Here is a 14,562-nt window from a genome sequence, read left to right on the forward strand (position 1 = left end):
CCGCAAATTCGCAAAGTATCGAAACAATTGTTGGCTGTTTTTATTTGCGAATTTGCGGTTTTTTAATGGTAATACAGAGTTTTTGTAATTTTAATCAGTCTTGTTTAGCTAATACTTTCTCGTAAGCTTTTCTAGGACTTCCTCTAAAATAAACTTCCCCACAATAGGTATAACCTAAAGTTTCAAAAATTTTCATCATAGGTAAGTTGTCAAAATTGGTATCTGCTTTTATGCTGTAGATGTTGTTGCTTACCGCAAATTCTTCTATATATTTGAGAATCAGTTTAGCCAAGCCTTTACCCAAATAGTTTTCAGCAATAGCAACGCGGTGCAGTACTACGAAATTACCATTCGTTAACCAGTTTCCTTCAATTGTAGCATAAGCAGGTTCGTCATTGATAAGTACCGCACTATAACCGATGATAGTTTCTCCGTCTGCCAAAACAAATCCTGCTCCTTTTTCAATATCTTTCTGAATAACTTCCGGATTAGGATAACCATCTTGCCATTGATTACTGCCATCTTCTTTTCGGCGTTGAATCGCTTGTTGTAAAATTTCCCAAATCGGAGCTATTTCAGATAGTTCCGCTTTTCTAAAGTGATAATTCATTATTGTAATTTGTGTTTTTAGTAAATGATGCTGTGCTAAAAGTACAAAACAACTTTATACTTTGTATGATCTGAATTGTAGCATGCATTTGTTTTTTAGAAGAATAGGTTGCGAAGCGGGCAGTGCTTTATTTTGATTTTTTAGATTTCTTAATGCTCAACGCTTTCTGTTTTATCCATTGAATTGAAATGTCAAAAGGTGTTGTGTCACTGTCGGATACTGTATTGTGTCCTAATGTTGAAAATAAACTATATTCAAAAGGTTTGCCTTGTCCTTTTAATGTATTTAATTGCTCGATACATAACTTCACTGGAATCTGAATATCCTTCTCTCCAAAAAGCCAAAGTCCAGGAATGGAAATTGTATTCAAAGAAATTTTTGGATCAGTCGCCACGAATTGGTACTTGTCTGGGTCATTTTTTGTGTGTTCAAAGGCATCTGCATCGGTATGATTTTCCCAAAAATTAGTATTTCCGTTTGTGTAAAACTGAAATCGAAGTTGTTCTAAAGTTGTTATCGTAGGACAACTAAATAAAACCATAAATTCTATTAGTGGGTTTTTGTTTGCTGTAATTGGAATTATCCATCCCGCTTGACTAAAGCCAACTAACCCAATTGGTATTTTTTTGTTTTTCAAAAAGGTTCGAAATGTTTGTACTGCCTCATTGGTGTCGCTAGCTAATAAATTAAGATTAGTAGTATCAATATTGTTAGTACCAACAGAAGGTCCAACATAAATACCACCAGATTCCCCAACGCCACGTTTGTCATAGGTTAATACAGCAATACCTTCTTTCGCAAGACGTTTTGCGAATTCCATTTCTCTTTTTACGGGGTCAGAACCGTGAACAATTACAACTGCTGCAACTGGATTTTTAGGTTTTACAATTGAACCTGCAAGAGTTATGCCTTGACTGTCAAACGTTACATTTTGAATAGTAAAGTCATTTGATTGAGAAAAGACCATTTTTGGTAAAAGTAGTATTGATAACCAAAAAAATAAGTTAGAAAAAAAGGTATTGTTCATTTTAGTTTAATTTTAGTAAACTTATTTTAGGACAACGATTCCGTAGCGTTGCCTTCAACAAAGTCAGAGACTTTATGGTGTTTTAGTTTCTCAATCAAGTTCTTAAAATTGCGCAAAGTCAGAGACATTTGCGCAGTTAACGAGAAATTTATTTTTAAAAGAACACTTTGCGCAGCGGGTTTTAATACAAATAAATTAACTTAAGAGAAAGAGGTTATTAGACAGTTTGACGTTTCGCAGCTTTGAGGTGGCTGGAAGTTCGTAACCGCTCAATTTTCGGCTTAACGAAAACTTGATGCGAAACGATAATTCCACTAAATTCCAGCTAGCTCAAAATGGCTGTTAGCCTACGTATTTTTCACGATATCCAAGTATCTTCCATTTTTTCGATTATCCACTTTTCGTTGCTTTCCATAATGTAAATTCGGTATCCTCTTCCGCATGTTCCACAATAACTAAAACTGGCTTCTACAACACCACTTTTTTTACTGTTATCAAATTTTATTCTTGAAATTTCAAGAATACCCGAAAATATAAAATTATATTTTTGGTCATATAATAAAACTCTGTCTTGTAATAGTAGAATTTCCGCTTTTGGAAATTCAGCTATATTTTTTATTTTAAATTTTCTATTTAAATCAATATTTGAATATTCAAATTTAAAATCAGTGTAATTAGAATTTAATAATTTTCTATCGCTATTAAGAGTTCCTTCTCCATAACTTAAAGTGTAATTAGAATCTAATAATTTTATATTTCTATTAATTCTTCTTTCTCCATAATTTAATAAGTATGGATCAAAGCCAATTATTATTCTTGAAGTGTCTTTATCAACTCTATTTTGCTCATTTTTCCAATTATGATAATTGATTCTTTCTTTGTCTGTGGCTTTTAAAGTGTCAACTTTTATTATGTTTCCATTACTCCAAGTTTCTATTCCAAATTTCGGTGGAGGAACCATTTTTCTTCTGTCAACACAAATTGAATCTACTATTATGGGAAAGATTTCTGTTAATACATTTTTTTCAAAAGAAGCTTCATCTACGTTCTTTTCATATTTCTTTTCACAACTTGTAAAAAGAATTAAAAATGATAATAAAAATGTTGTTTTTAGCAGTTTTTTCATAATATGTAGGCTAACGTTCCCGCGCTTGGCGAGGTTGCGAGCTACGGAACCGATTATTTTCTGTTAAAGATAAAATTTCTTGCGAAACGTAAACATGAATTTACCACAAAATTCGCAATCTTGCCAAACGCCTGTTAGCCGATGTTTATGATTTTTTCAAAAACTTCAATAGTATCGAGATGTACAAACGGATAGCACTTTGCCGAAATAACACTTAAATTCTTTTGTAATTCACCTTCATTCCTATATTTTTCTAATGCCGGAAATACTGTCTTTAATTTGGACTCCAAATCGTGTCCTTGAAATTCGAGATACCAGATTGGAATCGAAAAATCAATACCATTGAGGAATTTTACAGTTCTTTTAGTACTTTTTAATTCTTCAGACATTGGAAATTTGCTATAGAACTTTTCAAAAAACCATTCAATTGCAATTTCAGCTAAGTTTTTTTCATTCCCCAACTGATATTGATTGTAAGATTCATCTAAACCAATTTCACTGTGAATATTATGAGCTTTCAATTCCATTAATTGCACAACTAAATAAATTGGATCATAAACATAGTTTTCAATACTATATCGAATATTCTCGCCATGAACTTTTATATAATCATTATCCCTATTTGTTTTGTCCCAATCAATTATGCCAAAAAATGATTTATTTTCAGATTTTCTAATTGCTTCAACAGTTTCGATAACTTGAGAACTACTGCCTTTTCCGTACCCGTTAGAAATAAAATACAGTTTGAAAGGATATTGATTATGTTGATATCTTTTGTCAAAAAGTATTTGATAATAAAACCTATCGGTTGGACTTTCTACAAAAATCTGTTTGTGATTTTTATAATCAATATTCAATGTTGGGATGAAACTTGTAAGGATTTTTAAAGCATCATCTTTAGATATTTTTGTTAATGATGTATGTTTACCATTTGAAATTTGATAGATATTGTTTTCATTTAACAAGGCTATAGTTGACGGGCTATGTGTTGTAAAGATTACTTTTATACCAAAATTTGAAACAAATGTATTTTCTAATACATTAATCAAAAGATTTGACATTTCTGGATGTAAATGAGCATCAGGTTCATCTAACAAAATCAGGTCTGGAAAATTTAAATTTTCTCCATAATATTCAGAAGTAAAGAGTTTCAGTATTAAGCCAATAATTACTTTTTCTCCTGAAGATAAATCATTAAATGGAATTTCTTCAGAAGTTGTTTTTTTTAAAAGTTTGAAATCTATCGTAATATCTGTGCTAAACTCTTTTTTTTCTACTCCTTTGAAACAAAAATCTAAGTTATTAGATTCTAAAATACTATTAATAATTTCCCAAGGAGGTATAAATTTCTGAACAAAATCGGCATCAGCTACTGAGTCATTTTCTTCTCCATCTTCTTTTTTAAAAAACCAATTTTTACGATTTATATCTCTTCTTTTTGCATAATTATAGAATATGTATTCTACTTGAGAACTGAATAGTTCGTTTTCATCTATTAAATTTTCATCGATTGGAGAATTGTAAAAATCTAATTCTGTTAGTGTTTCGATAGTCTTTCCAGTTTTTTCACTAAGATGTGTTATGAAATGGAAAAGTTTATCAGTAGTTCCTTTTTTATATATCTTTCGTAAAACGTTGGTCTCGTCTATCTTTCTTAACTCTTTTACGGTTTCTATATTTTGATTCAGCACTTCTGAAATGTTTATTTTCAAAAGTGCCAAATATTCAGGTTCTTTTGATATAATTTGACCAACAATTGAACCTATATTTTTGCCTTGCAAATTTTCATCAATAATGTATTTTAGTAATTTAATGTTATTTTCGGTTAACTTTTTAAATTCATCGAAAAGCTTCTTGACTACTGATTTCCATTCATCATATGAAATATTTCTAAGATTATCTTTTATTATTCCTTCGAATTGAATATTTTGTACTTCAGGTGAAATAGTTAACCTAGTACTAGCGACTTCAGGTACTTTTTTGAATTTATTAAATATTAAATTTAAAAGTTGAGATTTTCCACTTCCGTTTTTACCAGTTATAACTGTTAGTGAATCTAATTCATCACTTTCAAAAGGGTGTAGGGATTTATATTTGTCTAGTAATGTTATTTTCATTTTTTTATTAAGATGATGTTTCTATAAATATTGGTTAACTTGTATATATGCGCTACTCAGTAGCGCTTATCTACCCAATTATGGATGGCTTTACGCTATTCGATAGCGTTTTTGTGATTCTCAAATATATTAAAATTTTCTTACAAATTATCAAATAGACTTTTATTCCATTTTAAAACATAAAAAAAGCGTTTACTCTCTTTTTAAATTGAGAGGAAACGCTAGTTTACTTTTATGATGAAAATAATTTTATCGAATCGCTTTTAAGAACTCTTCAATTTTTCCTGTTCCGTTTTCGGTAAGATGCTGAATGAATGCACTGCCTATAATCGCTCCTTTGGCAAATTGTGTTGCTTGGTTGAAGGTTTCTTTGTTGTTGATTCCAAAACCAATTACTTGAGGATTTTTTAGATTCATGTCTGCAATACGCTTGAAATAGTCTTCCTGAGCGCTTCCAAAACCAGTTTGCGATCCAGTAACACTTGCCGAACTTACCATATAAATAAATCCATCAGATACACTGTCAATAAAATGGATGCGCTCGTCAGCAGTTTGTGGTGTAATCAAGAAGATGTTTTTTAATCCGTATTTTTCAAAAGTAGCTTTGTATTCGTCCGCATATACATCCACAGGAAGATCTGGAATAATGAGTCCATCGATACCAATTTCGGCACATTTCTGACAGAAATTCTCAATTCCGTATTGCAACATAGGGTTGAAATAACCCATAATCACTAAAGGAATTGATACTGTTTTTCGAATGTCCTTTAATTGATCAAACAAAACTTGTGTTGTCATTCCGTTATGCAATGCTTGCGTGGAACTTTCTTGAATCGTAGGTCCATCGGCCAATGGATCACTAAATGGCAATCCGATTTCTATCATGTCCACACCATTTTTTTCTAGGTCTTGAATGATTTGTACGGTGTCGTTTAAGCTAGGATATCCCGCCGAAAAATAGATGGAAAGTATTTTTTTAGTCTCTTGTAATTTTTGATTTATTCTGTTCATTTTCTATTCTGTATAATTTTTTTATCTTTTTAGATCCGCAAAACATCTGACTTTGAGGTTTTTTTTTGAAGGTTTCAGACTTTTTTTATTAATGCGGTCGGAGACCGTTTAAAACCTTCTCAAAGTCGGAGACTTTGCGGAGCGGTACCTTGCAGGTTGTTTACATCGCAACTATTTTTCTCGTTTATTAACTTTCAATATAAATCCAGGCCGTTATACCAGATTGCAATTTTATTTGAACTCTTTTATAAGCATTAGATTCAAATTGATCTGCTTTTAGGAGATCTTCGTTGGTTACAGTAAAAGCGATACCATTTATTGCATCCGAAGGATTTTCACTGGGAATGGCTACAAAATAATCTTCCATTCCAAATTCTTCTTCTATTTGAAAATCTTTTAGTTTGTATCCTAAAAGCTGGTCCTCAGTTCCGCTTAATAGTTTATTAAAAACCTGCATTTGAATTTCTTTTGACTGCAATGTACCGTAGGAGAATAGCTGTTCCATAAATAGTGTTTTTCTAGTTATTTGTCTGCGTTAGGGATGGGAGCGGCATCCTTTTTTATGGCTTTTTCTGCCATGAAAAAGATATAGCGGACAGCCCGACCCTTGGGGAACGCCCAAATTATGCTTTTGTTATAGTTTGAAATAATCAATATACGTATTTAAATCCTTATCGCCACGACCGGAAAGGTTGATGACCACAATATCCTCTGGCTTGAATTTCATTTCGTCGAGAACGGCAAAGGCATGCGCGCTTTCGATAGCAGGAATCAATCCTTCCATTTTGGATAATTTGATACCCCAATCCATCGCTTGAGCATCGGTAATGGAGATAAATTGTGCTCTTCCTGTCGCAAATAAATTTGCGTGCATAGGCCCAACTCCTGGATAATCTAATCCCGCCGAAATAGAATAGGGTTCGGTGATTTGGCCATCTGTAGTTTGCATCAACAAGGTTTTACTACCGTGAATCACACCTACTTTTCCTAAGGCTGAAGTTGCGGCACTTTCACCTGAATCGACCCCTAAACCTGCTGCTTCAACGGCAATAATGTTCACGTCCTTATTGTCTAAAAAATGATAGTACGTTCCGGCAGCATTGCTTCCGCCACCCACACAAGCTACGACATAATCAGGGTTTTCACGACCTTCTTTTTCTAATAATTGTTCTTTGATTTCCTTTGAAATCACACTTTGGAAACGCGCCACCATATCTGGATAAGGATGTGGTCCCACGACAGATCCGATGATATAATAGGTGTCAACGGGATTGTTAATCCAGTCGCGAATGGCTTCGTTTGTGGCATCTTTTAAGGTTTTTGAACCTGACATTGCCGGACGAACTTCGGCACCCAACATTTTCATACGAGCCACATTTGGCGCCTGACGTTTGATGTCAATTTCCCCCATGTACACGATGCATTCCAGTCCCATCAAGGCGCAAACGGTTGCTGTAGCTACACCATGTTGACCCGCACCAGTTTCGGCAATGATTCGTTTTTTACCTAAACGTTTGGCTAATAGAATTTGTCCAATCGTGTTGTTCACTTTGTGCGCACCGGTATGGCATAAATCTTCTCTTTTCAGGTAGATTTTAGTATTGTATTGCTCTGATAATCGTTCTGCAAAATAGAGCGGTGTAGGACGACCTACATAATCTTTAAGCAAGGCGTCAAATTCAGCTTGAAACTCAGGTTCAGCTGTAATTTTTAAATAATTTTGACGTAATTCTTCCACATTTGGATATAACATTTCAGGAATGTAGGCACCTCCAAATTCTCCGTAATAGCCTTTTTCGTTGACGTTGTAACTCATTTTTTTAAGTTTATAGGTTTAAAGTTTTCAAGTTATGCTTGAAATTATTTAATTTTTCTATGTTTTTTAATCCGGGTTTTATTTCAAATTTACTGTTTACATCTATGGCGTAAAGCGGTAAATTGGTTTTCGAAATTTCTTTCACCGCGTCCATTTCCTCAATCCCGATTCCACCACTCAAGAAAAATGGTTTGCTCGACGGATATTTTTCTAACACTTTCCAATCGAATGTGGTTCCGTTTCCGCCGGGTAATTTCCCTTTGGTATCAAAAAGAAAATAATCACAGACGTTTTCAAATGGTTTCAGTACTTCAAAATTAAAATCATCGGCTACCGAAAATACTTTTATGATTTCAATAGTTTGATCTAATTTAGACTTCAAATCTAAACAAAATTCAACTGATTCGTGACCGTGTAATTGTACGGCTTGTAAATTATGTTGTTGGGCTTTCGCCAAAATTACTTCTATAGTTTCATTCACAAAAACGCCTACTTTCTTGATAGATTTTGGTAATTCTGGAATCACACCATCAAAATACCGAGCTGATTTCTCCCAGAATATAAATCCCATGTAATCGGGCAGGAGCGAACCTACTTCGAGTATATTATCGGGATATTTCATACCGCAGATTTTGAGTTTCATCTTTATAGTTTTGATATAAATTCCGTTGCTGATTTACCGGCATTATCCGTTTTCATAAAGTTTTCTCCAATTAAGAAACCTTTATACCCAAAAGGTTTTAACTCATTAATCGCTTCAATGGATGAAATTCCGCTTTCGGATACCTTTACAAAATCATCTGGGATTTGTGCTGCCAATTGCTTGCTGAAATCCAAACTGACTTCAAATGTTTTTAGGTTTCTATTGTTCACACCAATCATGTCCAATGTTGGCATAATCGATTTTTCTAATTCTTCCTGATTGTGCACTTCTAGTAAAACTTCCAATCCTAAACTTTTAGCAAATTCAGATAAGGTTTTGATTTCGTCTCTCGTTAAAACTGCAGCGATTAGCAAAATTAAATCGGCTCCATATGCTTTGGCTTCCAAGATTTGGTATTCATCCACAATGAATTCTTTTCGCAATAACGGAATATTTACCGTGGCTCTTGCCAAAAGTAAATCGTCTAAAGAACCACCAAAATATTTTCCATCCGTCAATACTGAAATTCCACAAGCACCAGCATTTTCATATCCTTTGGTAACTTCTTCCACGGTAAAGCTATAGTTTATTTCAGCTTTAGAAGGCGAACGGCGTTTGTGTTCTGCGATAATTCCTGACGTACTGTTTCGCAAATTATCACTCAAAGAAATAGTCTTTTTTTCAAAGAAAACGGACGCTTCCAATTGTGAAACGGGAATGATGGATTTCTTGAGAATAACTTCTCGTTTTTTGTCAATTATGATTTTATCTAAAATATTCATTCTTAATTGTTTGTTTGTAGTTTTCTTTGTTTAAAGTTTCAAGTTGTTCGAAATTCCAACAACTTTAAACTGTTTTATTTGCTTAATTCTTGTAGCGTTTTCAAAGATAAAAGTCCTTTTCCGGATAGTAAACTTTCTTTCGCTATTTGAAATCCTTCTAAAGGAGAACATTTTGTTACTGTTGCAATTGCCATGGCCGCATTGGCACAAACTACATTATTTTGAGCTTCGGTTCCTTTTCCGGAAATGATATTGGTAAATATTTGAGCGGATTCTTCAATGGTTGTTCCGCCTTCGATTTCGCTTTGCAGCAAAAGGCGAGCACCAAAATCCTCCGGATTAAGCATTCCTTCCATTGAACTGGTAATTGTTTTTGTAGGTCCAGTCAATGAAACTTCATCATACCCGTCAAGCGAATGTAGGATTGTGAAATTTACATCGGTGTTTTGGTACAAATACGCATACATCCTGGCCATTTCTAAATTGAAAACACCAACCAATTGGTTTTTAGGAAACGAAGGATTTACCATTGGTCCCAACATATTGAAGAATGTTTTTACAGCTAATTCTTTTCGAATAGGTCCTACATTTTTCATGGCGGGGTGAAATAACGGCGCGTGTAAAATACAAATTCCTGCTTTGTCGATGCATTTTTCCAGAAAATCAACATCATTGCTGAACTTGATTCCTAGTTTTTCCATTACATTGCTCGATCCTGAAATAGAAGAAACGCCGTAATTCCCGTGTTTAGCCACTTTTATTCCTGCTCCGGCAGCTACAAACGAAGCTAATGTCGAGATGTTAAACGTATCTTTTCCATCACCACCAGTTCCACACAAATCGATGGTGTTGTAAGCGGATAAATCCACACGAATGCACAATTCTAACAAGGCTTCACGAAAGCCTGCAAGCTCTTCGATGCTAATGCTTCGCATCATGTAAACGGTAAGAAAAGAGGCAATCTGACTGGTGTTATAACTTCCGTTAGAGATATTAACCAATACGTTTTTTGCTTCAGCTGAAGAAAGCATTTCGTGATTGATTAATCTGTTTAATATATTTTTCATATTATGGAACGCGGATGACGCGGATTTTAACTGATTTTCGCAGATTTATTATGCGAATTACATTAATTATTTTATCTAAAACTTGTAAACTTCATATTATGATTTTACCCAGTTTTCCAATATTTTTTTTCCATTTGGAGTTAACACACTTTCGGGATGAAATTGTACCCCGCGTACATCATACGTTTTGTGGCGCAATGACATCACTTGTCCATTTTCGTCGAATGAAGTCGCTTCCAGAACATCTGGTAAATTGGTGTCAACTACCCAAGAATGATAGCGTCCCACTTCAAATTCGCTTTCTAATCCTTCAAATAAAAGCTCGTCATCAACGACCGTTTTTACAAAAGAGGAAACACCATGATAGACTTTGTCTAAGTTAGAAAGCGTTCCTCCGTATACTTCACCAATCGCTTGCTGTCCTAAGCATACTCCAAAGATACTTTTGGTTGGTCCGTATTTTTGAATCACTTCTTTTAATAATCCTGCTTCATCTGGGATTCCAGGTCCTGGAGAAAGAAGTATTTTATCGAAAACAGCAATTTCATCAATATCAAATTCATCGTTTCTGTATACGGTTACTTCGCAATCTAAATCTTCCAGATAATGTACTAAATTATAAGTGAAACTATCGTAATTGTCTATGACTAGTATTTTTTTCATTTTTATTATTGAAAAATTAAAAGATTTAAAGATTGAAAAATTCTAACGTTTCAGCAATCTTTAAATTCTTAAATTATTGAATCTTTAAATTATTTTATATTGTTTCCGCTAAATCTAAAGCAGTATTCAGCGCTCTCAATTTGTTGTACACCTCCTGCATTTCACTTTCTTCATCTGAACTGGCTACAATTCCGGCTCCCGCCTGAGAGTGCAACTGATGGTTTTTGCTCAAGAAAGTCCGAATCATAATCGCATGATTAAAATTACCTTCAAAATCCATAAAACCGATAGCACCTCCATAGAAATTTCTATTGGTTTTTTCATACTCTTCAATCAGTTGCATCGCTCTGTGTTTTGGCGCACCGCTTAAGGTTCCCGCCGGAAAAGTATCGGCTACAACCTGCATTGTAGAAGCTTTTTCATGTAAATGTCCGGTAACTTTTGAAACCAAGTGGATTACGTGTGAGAAAAACTGTACCTCTCTGTATTTCTCCACATTTACATTATGACCGTTTCGGCTTAAATCATTTCTGGCTAAATCGACTAGCATTACATGTTCACTATTCTCTTTTTTGTCCTCAGATAATTGTTTGGCAAGAATGGCGTCTTTTTCATCATCTCCTGTTCTTTTAAAAGTTCCTGCAATAGGATGGATTTCTGCTTTACGGTTTTTAACGATGATTTGGGCTTCTGGTGAAGAGCCAAATATTTTGAAATCTCCGTAATCAAAAAAGAATAAATAAGGGGATGGATTGATGCTTCTCAACGCTCTGTAGACATTGAATTCATCGCCTTTGAAACCTTGGGTGAATCGTCGGGATAAAACCAATTGAAACACATCACCGCGGAAACAATGCTTTTTGGCCAAAGCGACATTATGTTTGAATTCTTCGTCGGTTAGATTAGAAAATCCTTCCCCATCCTTAAAGAATTTATAGGATGCAATATTTCGGGATTGTAATAACTGCTCGATTTCCGAAATGTTGTTTCTTCCGTCTAAACTGTGACAGAAAATATATGCTTCATTTTTGAAATGATTGATGGCAATGATGTTTTGGTACACGGCATAATAGACATCTGGAATGGTATTGCTGTTTTCTTTTTTGGCAATAGACACTTTTTCAAAATAACGAACAGCATCATAAGAAATGTAACCAAAAAGTCCATTATTGATGAATTTAAAATCATTCTTCTCGGATTTAAACTGACTCGAAAATCCTTGAATTGCTTCTGGAATATTGGTAGTTGCATCAATTGCAATTTTCTCAGAGCTGCCATCAGGGAACGTCTTGTGGATAATTTCGTTTTCTATTTTGATGGAAGCAATAGGATTGCAACAGATGTAGGAGAAACTGTTGTCATTTCCATGATAATCGCTACTTTCAAGTAGCAGACTATTGGGGAATTTATCCCGAATTTTGAGATACACACTCACGGGAGTAATAGTATCTGCAAGGATTTGCTTGTAATTTGTATTTAAGTTAAATGATTTCAATTGTTATGTTTTTTAATGTTGTGTTTAACTGATAAAATTGGCACAAAAAAAAGGCCTGTCGTGAAGACAAGCCTTTTATATTTATAGTTTTAATAATACTACAGGAGCTTAGTTCACGACGACTGACGTAAATTGTTCCACCACCAAGTATTGTTTAAAATTGTTTTCATGTTTTATTTTGTTGCTACAAATATAGAAATGTAATTCGATTATTCAAACTTAAAATGCGTTAAAAAACATTAAAAAGGAACATTTTTTGTTAAATAAAATAGAGACCACCTGTAAAAACAAAAACCCCAACAATTGCTTATTAGGGTTTTATGATATTGTTTTTTAGATGAAATTAGAATTTCAAAGCAACAGCTAAATCGAAATCATCATTGATTGCTTTGTCTCCTAAGCTATCAAAGAAACTTCCAGAACCGTATTTAATATCGTATTTTGTTCTGTCAATTTTTACATTTGCTGTAGCTGTAGTAGCAGTTGTTGTTAAATCAAAAGTTACAGGTTTAGTGATGCCTTTAATTGTTAAATCTCCTGTTACAGTGTATACATTAGCTGCTTTAGTAACTAATTTTTTGAAAACTAAAGTTGCTGTTGCAAATTTATCTGTTCCAAAAAAGTCATCCGCTTTCAAGTGACCTTCTAATTTTTCTTTACCTTGACCTGCTTTTAAGTCAGTAACTACAATTGAATTCATGTCTACATTGAATGTACCACCAACTAATTTTTTTCCTTTGAAAACTAATGCACCATCTTTAAGGTTGATTGTACCTTCATGTTGTCCAGTTACTTTTTTTCCGTTCCAATTGATAGTACTTTTTGAAGCATCTACTTTTTTAGTTTGTGCCGATACTGATAAAGTAGATAAAACTACTACTAATGCTAATGCGATTGATTTGAAATTTTTCATGTGTTTGAATTTGAATTTAGATTAATATTTGAATTAGTTATTTATAAGGTGATGAATAAATCTTCGTTTGATTTTCTTACTTTTTTGTAATATTGGGTAGCGTCATCTTCATGTCTGTATCCTAAAGTAGCTATTAATGAAGCATTAAGTCCAAGTTTTTCTAAACCTAAAATTTCATTTACATCTGCAGGAACAAAACCTTCCATTGGAGTTACATCTATTTTAAGTTCAGCAGCTGCGTTAAGTAAATTTCCTAATGCTAAATAGGTTTGCTTTGCAGTCCATTGATTACGAACATCTTCTGGAAGAGTTGTAAGATTATTTTTCATTAAATCACCATAAGGCTGTAAGTTTTCTAAAGGAATTTCTCTAGTTTGGCTCATGTTTTGAATCAAATTGTCTATTCCTTCCGCTCCAAAATTTAATTCATTTGCAAAAACAAGTAAATGTGAAGCTTCAACAATTTGCGATTGTCCCCATGCAGAAGGCTGTATTTTAGCTCTTAATTCTGGATTTTCAACAATGATAACCTTGTAAGGTTGTAATCCATACGAAGAAGAGCTTAAGCGAATTGCTTCTTTTAATAAGCTTAAATCTTCAGCTGTTATTTTTTTAGTAGCATCAAATTTCTTCGTTGCGTATCTCCAATTTTGGTTTTCTAAGAAAGTATTCATTTTGCTATTATTATTATTATTATTAAATATTTATTGGTTTCTGTATTTTTCTAGTAATTGATTTAATTGATCTATTTCTTCTAGAGTTAGATTTTGCGAAAAAAATTCTTCGTGTTCAATTATTTTCGGATCTAATACTGCTAAAACGTCTAATCCTTTTTGTGTAATCAGTACTTCTATTTTACGTCGGTTTTCTGGGCACACTTTTCTAGTTACTAAATCCTTAAGTAGTAATTTGTCTACTAAACGAGTAGTGTTGCTAGTTTTGGCAAGCATTCGTTCTTGAATCATGCACATGTTTGCCGGATTTCCTTTTTGTCCTCTTAATATCCGAAGTACATTGTATTGTTCTCCAGAGATTTCATATGGCTTTAATATTTCATTAAAATTTTCTGTAATCACATTTTGAGTATACAAAACGTTTAGAATAATTTTTTTAGAATTATCCATTGGAACAGTTGATTTTAAAATTTCTTCAATTTTCATATTTGTATATATGTAATTTGTTGGTACAAATGTAACATATTTTTTATTTGTATATACAAGTGTTAGTTATTTTTTTGTTAAATAAATTTTACTATGAGATTATGAGCTTTTTTAGTTTTTAAAATATAGAAT

At 33.4% G+C, this 14,562-nt stretch carries 15 protein-coding genes; all 15 read right to left on the bottom strand.

The window, feature by feature from the left end; translation table 11 throughout:
* Positions 1-94: 94 nt before the first annotated feature.
* On the bottom strand, positions 95-610 hold the full coding sequence (locus tag V5J73_RS05865; RefSeq protein WP_338648256.1) for a GNAT family N-acetyltransferase: 516 nt from the start codon (positions 608-610) through the stop codon (positions 95-97).
* A gap of 127 nt (positions 611-737) precedes the next feature.
* On the bottom strand, positions 738-1,637 hold the full coding sequence (locus V5J73_RS05870) for an alpha/beta hydrolase family protein (RefSeq protein WP_338648257.1): 900 nt from the start codon (positions 1,635-1,637) through the stop codon (positions 738-740).
* A 358-nt stretch (positions 1,638-1,995) separates the two neighbouring features.
* Entirely contained in the window at positions 1,996-2,763 is a 768-nt protein-coding gene (locus V5J73_RS05875; protein ID WP_338648258.1) for a hypothetical protein, read from the bottom strand.
* A gap of 134 nt (positions 2,764-2,897) precedes the next feature.
* Positions 2,898-4,880: an ATP-dependent nuclease gene (locus V5J73_RS05880; RefSeq protein WP_338648259.1), complete on the bottom strand. Its 1,983-nt coding sequence runs from the start codon at positions 4,878-4,880 to the stop codon at positions 2,898-2,900.
* A gap of 249 nt (positions 4,881-5,129) precedes the next feature.
* Positions 5,130-5,891, bottom strand: a complete 762-nt coding sequence (trpA, locus tag V5J73_RS05885; RefSeq protein WP_338648260.1) for a tryptophan synthase subunit alpha — start codon at positions 5,889-5,891, stop codon at positions 5,130-5,132.
* Between the two features lie 187 nt (positions 5,892-6,078).
* Complete coding sequence (locus V5J73_RS05890) at positions 6,079-6,396, bottom strand: gamma-glutamylcyclotransferase family protein (RefSeq protein WP_338648261.1); 318 nt, start codon at positions 6,394-6,396, stop codon at positions 6,079-6,081.
* A gap of 129 nt (positions 6,397-6,525) precedes the next feature.
* On the bottom strand, positions 6,526-7,707 hold the full coding sequence (trpB, locus tag V5J73_RS05895) for a tryptophan synthase subunit beta (protein ID WP_338648262.1): 1,182 nt from the start codon (positions 7,705-7,707) through the stop codon (positions 6,526-6,528).
* A gap of 10 nt (positions 7,708-7,717) precedes the next feature.
* Positions 7,718-8,350 carry a phosphoribosylanthranilate isomerase gene (locus V5J73_RS05900; RefSeq protein WP_338648263.1) on the bottom strand — a complete coding sequence of 211 codons (633 nt, stop codon included), beginning with the start codon at positions 8,348-8,350 and terminating at the stop codon, positions 7,718-7,720.
* Positions 8,351-8,352: 2 nt separating this feature from the next.
* A complete protein-coding gene (gene trpC / locus V5J73_RS05905; RefSeq protein WP_338648264.1) occupies positions 8,353-9,132 on the bottom strand; it encodes an indole-3-glycerol phosphate synthase TrpC in 780 nt (259 codons plus the stop codon).
* Positions 9,133-9,206: 74 nt separating this feature from the next.
* Positions 9,207-10,199 (bottom strand): anthranilate phosphoribosyltransferase, encoded by a 993-nt coding sequence (gene trpD / locus V5J73_RS05910; RefSeq protein ID WP_338648265.1) that lies wholly within the window; start codon positions 10,197-10,199, stop codon positions 9,207-9,209.
* Positions 10,200-10,295: 96 nt separating this feature from the next.
* Positions 10,296-10,862: an anthranilate synthase component II gene (locus tag V5J73_RS05915; protein WP_338648266.1), complete on the bottom strand. Its 567-nt coding sequence runs from the start codon at positions 10,860-10,862 to the stop codon at positions 10,296-10,298.
* A gap of 94 nt (positions 10,863-10,956) precedes the next feature.
* Positions 10,957-12,357: an anthranilate synthase component I family protein gene (locus V5J73_RS05920; protein WP_338648268.1), complete on the bottom strand. Its 1,401-nt coding sequence runs from the start codon at positions 12,355-12,357 to the stop codon at positions 10,957-10,959.
* Between the two features lie 343 nt (positions 12,358-12,700).
* Complete coding sequence (locus V5J73_RS05925; protein WP_338648270.1) at positions 12,701-13,270, bottom strand: YceI family protein; 570 nt, start codon at positions 13,268-13,270, stop codon at positions 12,701-12,703.
* Positions 13,271-13,311: 41 nt separating this feature from the next.
* Positions 13,312-13,944, bottom strand: coding sequence for an NAD(P)H-dependent oxidoreductase (locus V5J73_RS05930; RefSeq protein WP_338648271.1), 633 nt, complete (start codon positions 13,942-13,944; stop codon positions 13,312-13,314).
* Positions 13,945-13,974: 30 nt separating this feature from the next.
* Positions 13,975-14,430: a MarR family winged helix-turn-helix transcriptional regulator gene (locus V5J73_RS05935; protein WP_338648273.1), complete on the bottom strand. Its 456-nt coding sequence runs from the start codon at positions 14,428-14,430 to the stop codon at positions 13,975-13,977.
* Positions 14,431-14,562: the final 132 nt, after the last annotated feature.

This window comes from Flavobacterium sp. KS-LB2 (assembly GCF_036895565.1).
In the GTDB taxonomy this organism is placed as follows: domain Bacteria; phylum Bacteroidota; class Bacteroidia; order Flavobacteriales; family Flavobacteriaceae; genus Flavobacterium.

Excerpts from the sequence above, each read along its gene's own strand:
- V5J73_RS05865 (WP_338648256.1), bottom strand. The coding sequence starts at position 610 with ATGAATTATCACTTTAGAAAAGCGGAACTATCTGAAATAGCTCCGATT.
- V5J73_RS05870 (WP_338648257.1), bottom strand. The coding sequence starts at position 1,637 with ATGAACAATACCTTTTTTTCTAACTTATTTTTTTGGTTATCAATACTA.
- V5J73_RS05875 (WP_338648258.1), bottom strand. The coding sequence starts at position 2,763 with ATGAAAAAACTGCTAAAAACAACATTTTTATTATCATTTTTAATTCTT.
- V5J73_RS05880 (WP_338648259.1), bottom strand. The coding sequence starts at position 4,880 with ATGAAAATAACATTACTAGACAAATATAAATCCCTACACCCTTTTGAA.
- trpA (WP_338648260.1), bottom strand. The coding sequence starts at position 5,891 with ATGAACAGAATAAATCAAAAATTACAAGAGACTAAAAAAATACTTTCC.
- V5J73_RS05890 (WP_338648261.1), bottom strand. The coding sequence starts at position 6,396 with ATGGAACAGCTATTCTCCTACGGTACATTGCAGTCAAAAGAAATTCAA.
- trpB (WP_338648262.1), bottom strand. The coding sequence starts at position 7,707 with ATGAGTTACAACGTCAACGAAAAAGGCTATTACGGAGAATTTGGAGGT.
- V5J73_RS05900 (WP_338648263.1), bottom strand. The coding sequence starts at position 8,350 with ATGAAACTCAAAATCTGCGGTATGAAATATCCCGATAATATACTCGAA.
- trpC (WP_338648264.1), bottom strand. The coding sequence starts at position 9,132 with ATGAATATTTTAGATAAAATCATAATTGACAAAAAACGAGAAGTTATT.
- trpD (WP_338648265.1), bottom strand. The coding sequence starts at position 10,199 with ATGAAAAATATATTAAACAGATTAATCAATCACGAAATGCTTTCTTCA.
- V5J73_RS05915 (WP_338648266.1), bottom strand. The coding sequence starts at position 10,862 with ATGAAAAAAATACTAGTCATAGACAATTACGATAGTTTCACTTATAAT.
- V5J73_RS05925 (WP_338648270.1), bottom strand. The coding sequence starts at position 13,270 with ATGAAAAATTTCAAATCAATCGCATTAGCATTAGTAGTAGTTTTATCT.
- V5J73_RS05930 (WP_338648271.1), bottom strand. The coding sequence starts at position 13,944 with ATGAATACTTTCTTAGAAAACCAAAATTGGAGATACGCAACGAAGAAA.
- V5J73_RS05935 (WP_338648273.1), bottom strand. The coding sequence starts at position 14,430 with ATGAAAATTGAAGAAATTTTAAAATCAACTGTTCCAATGGATAATTCT.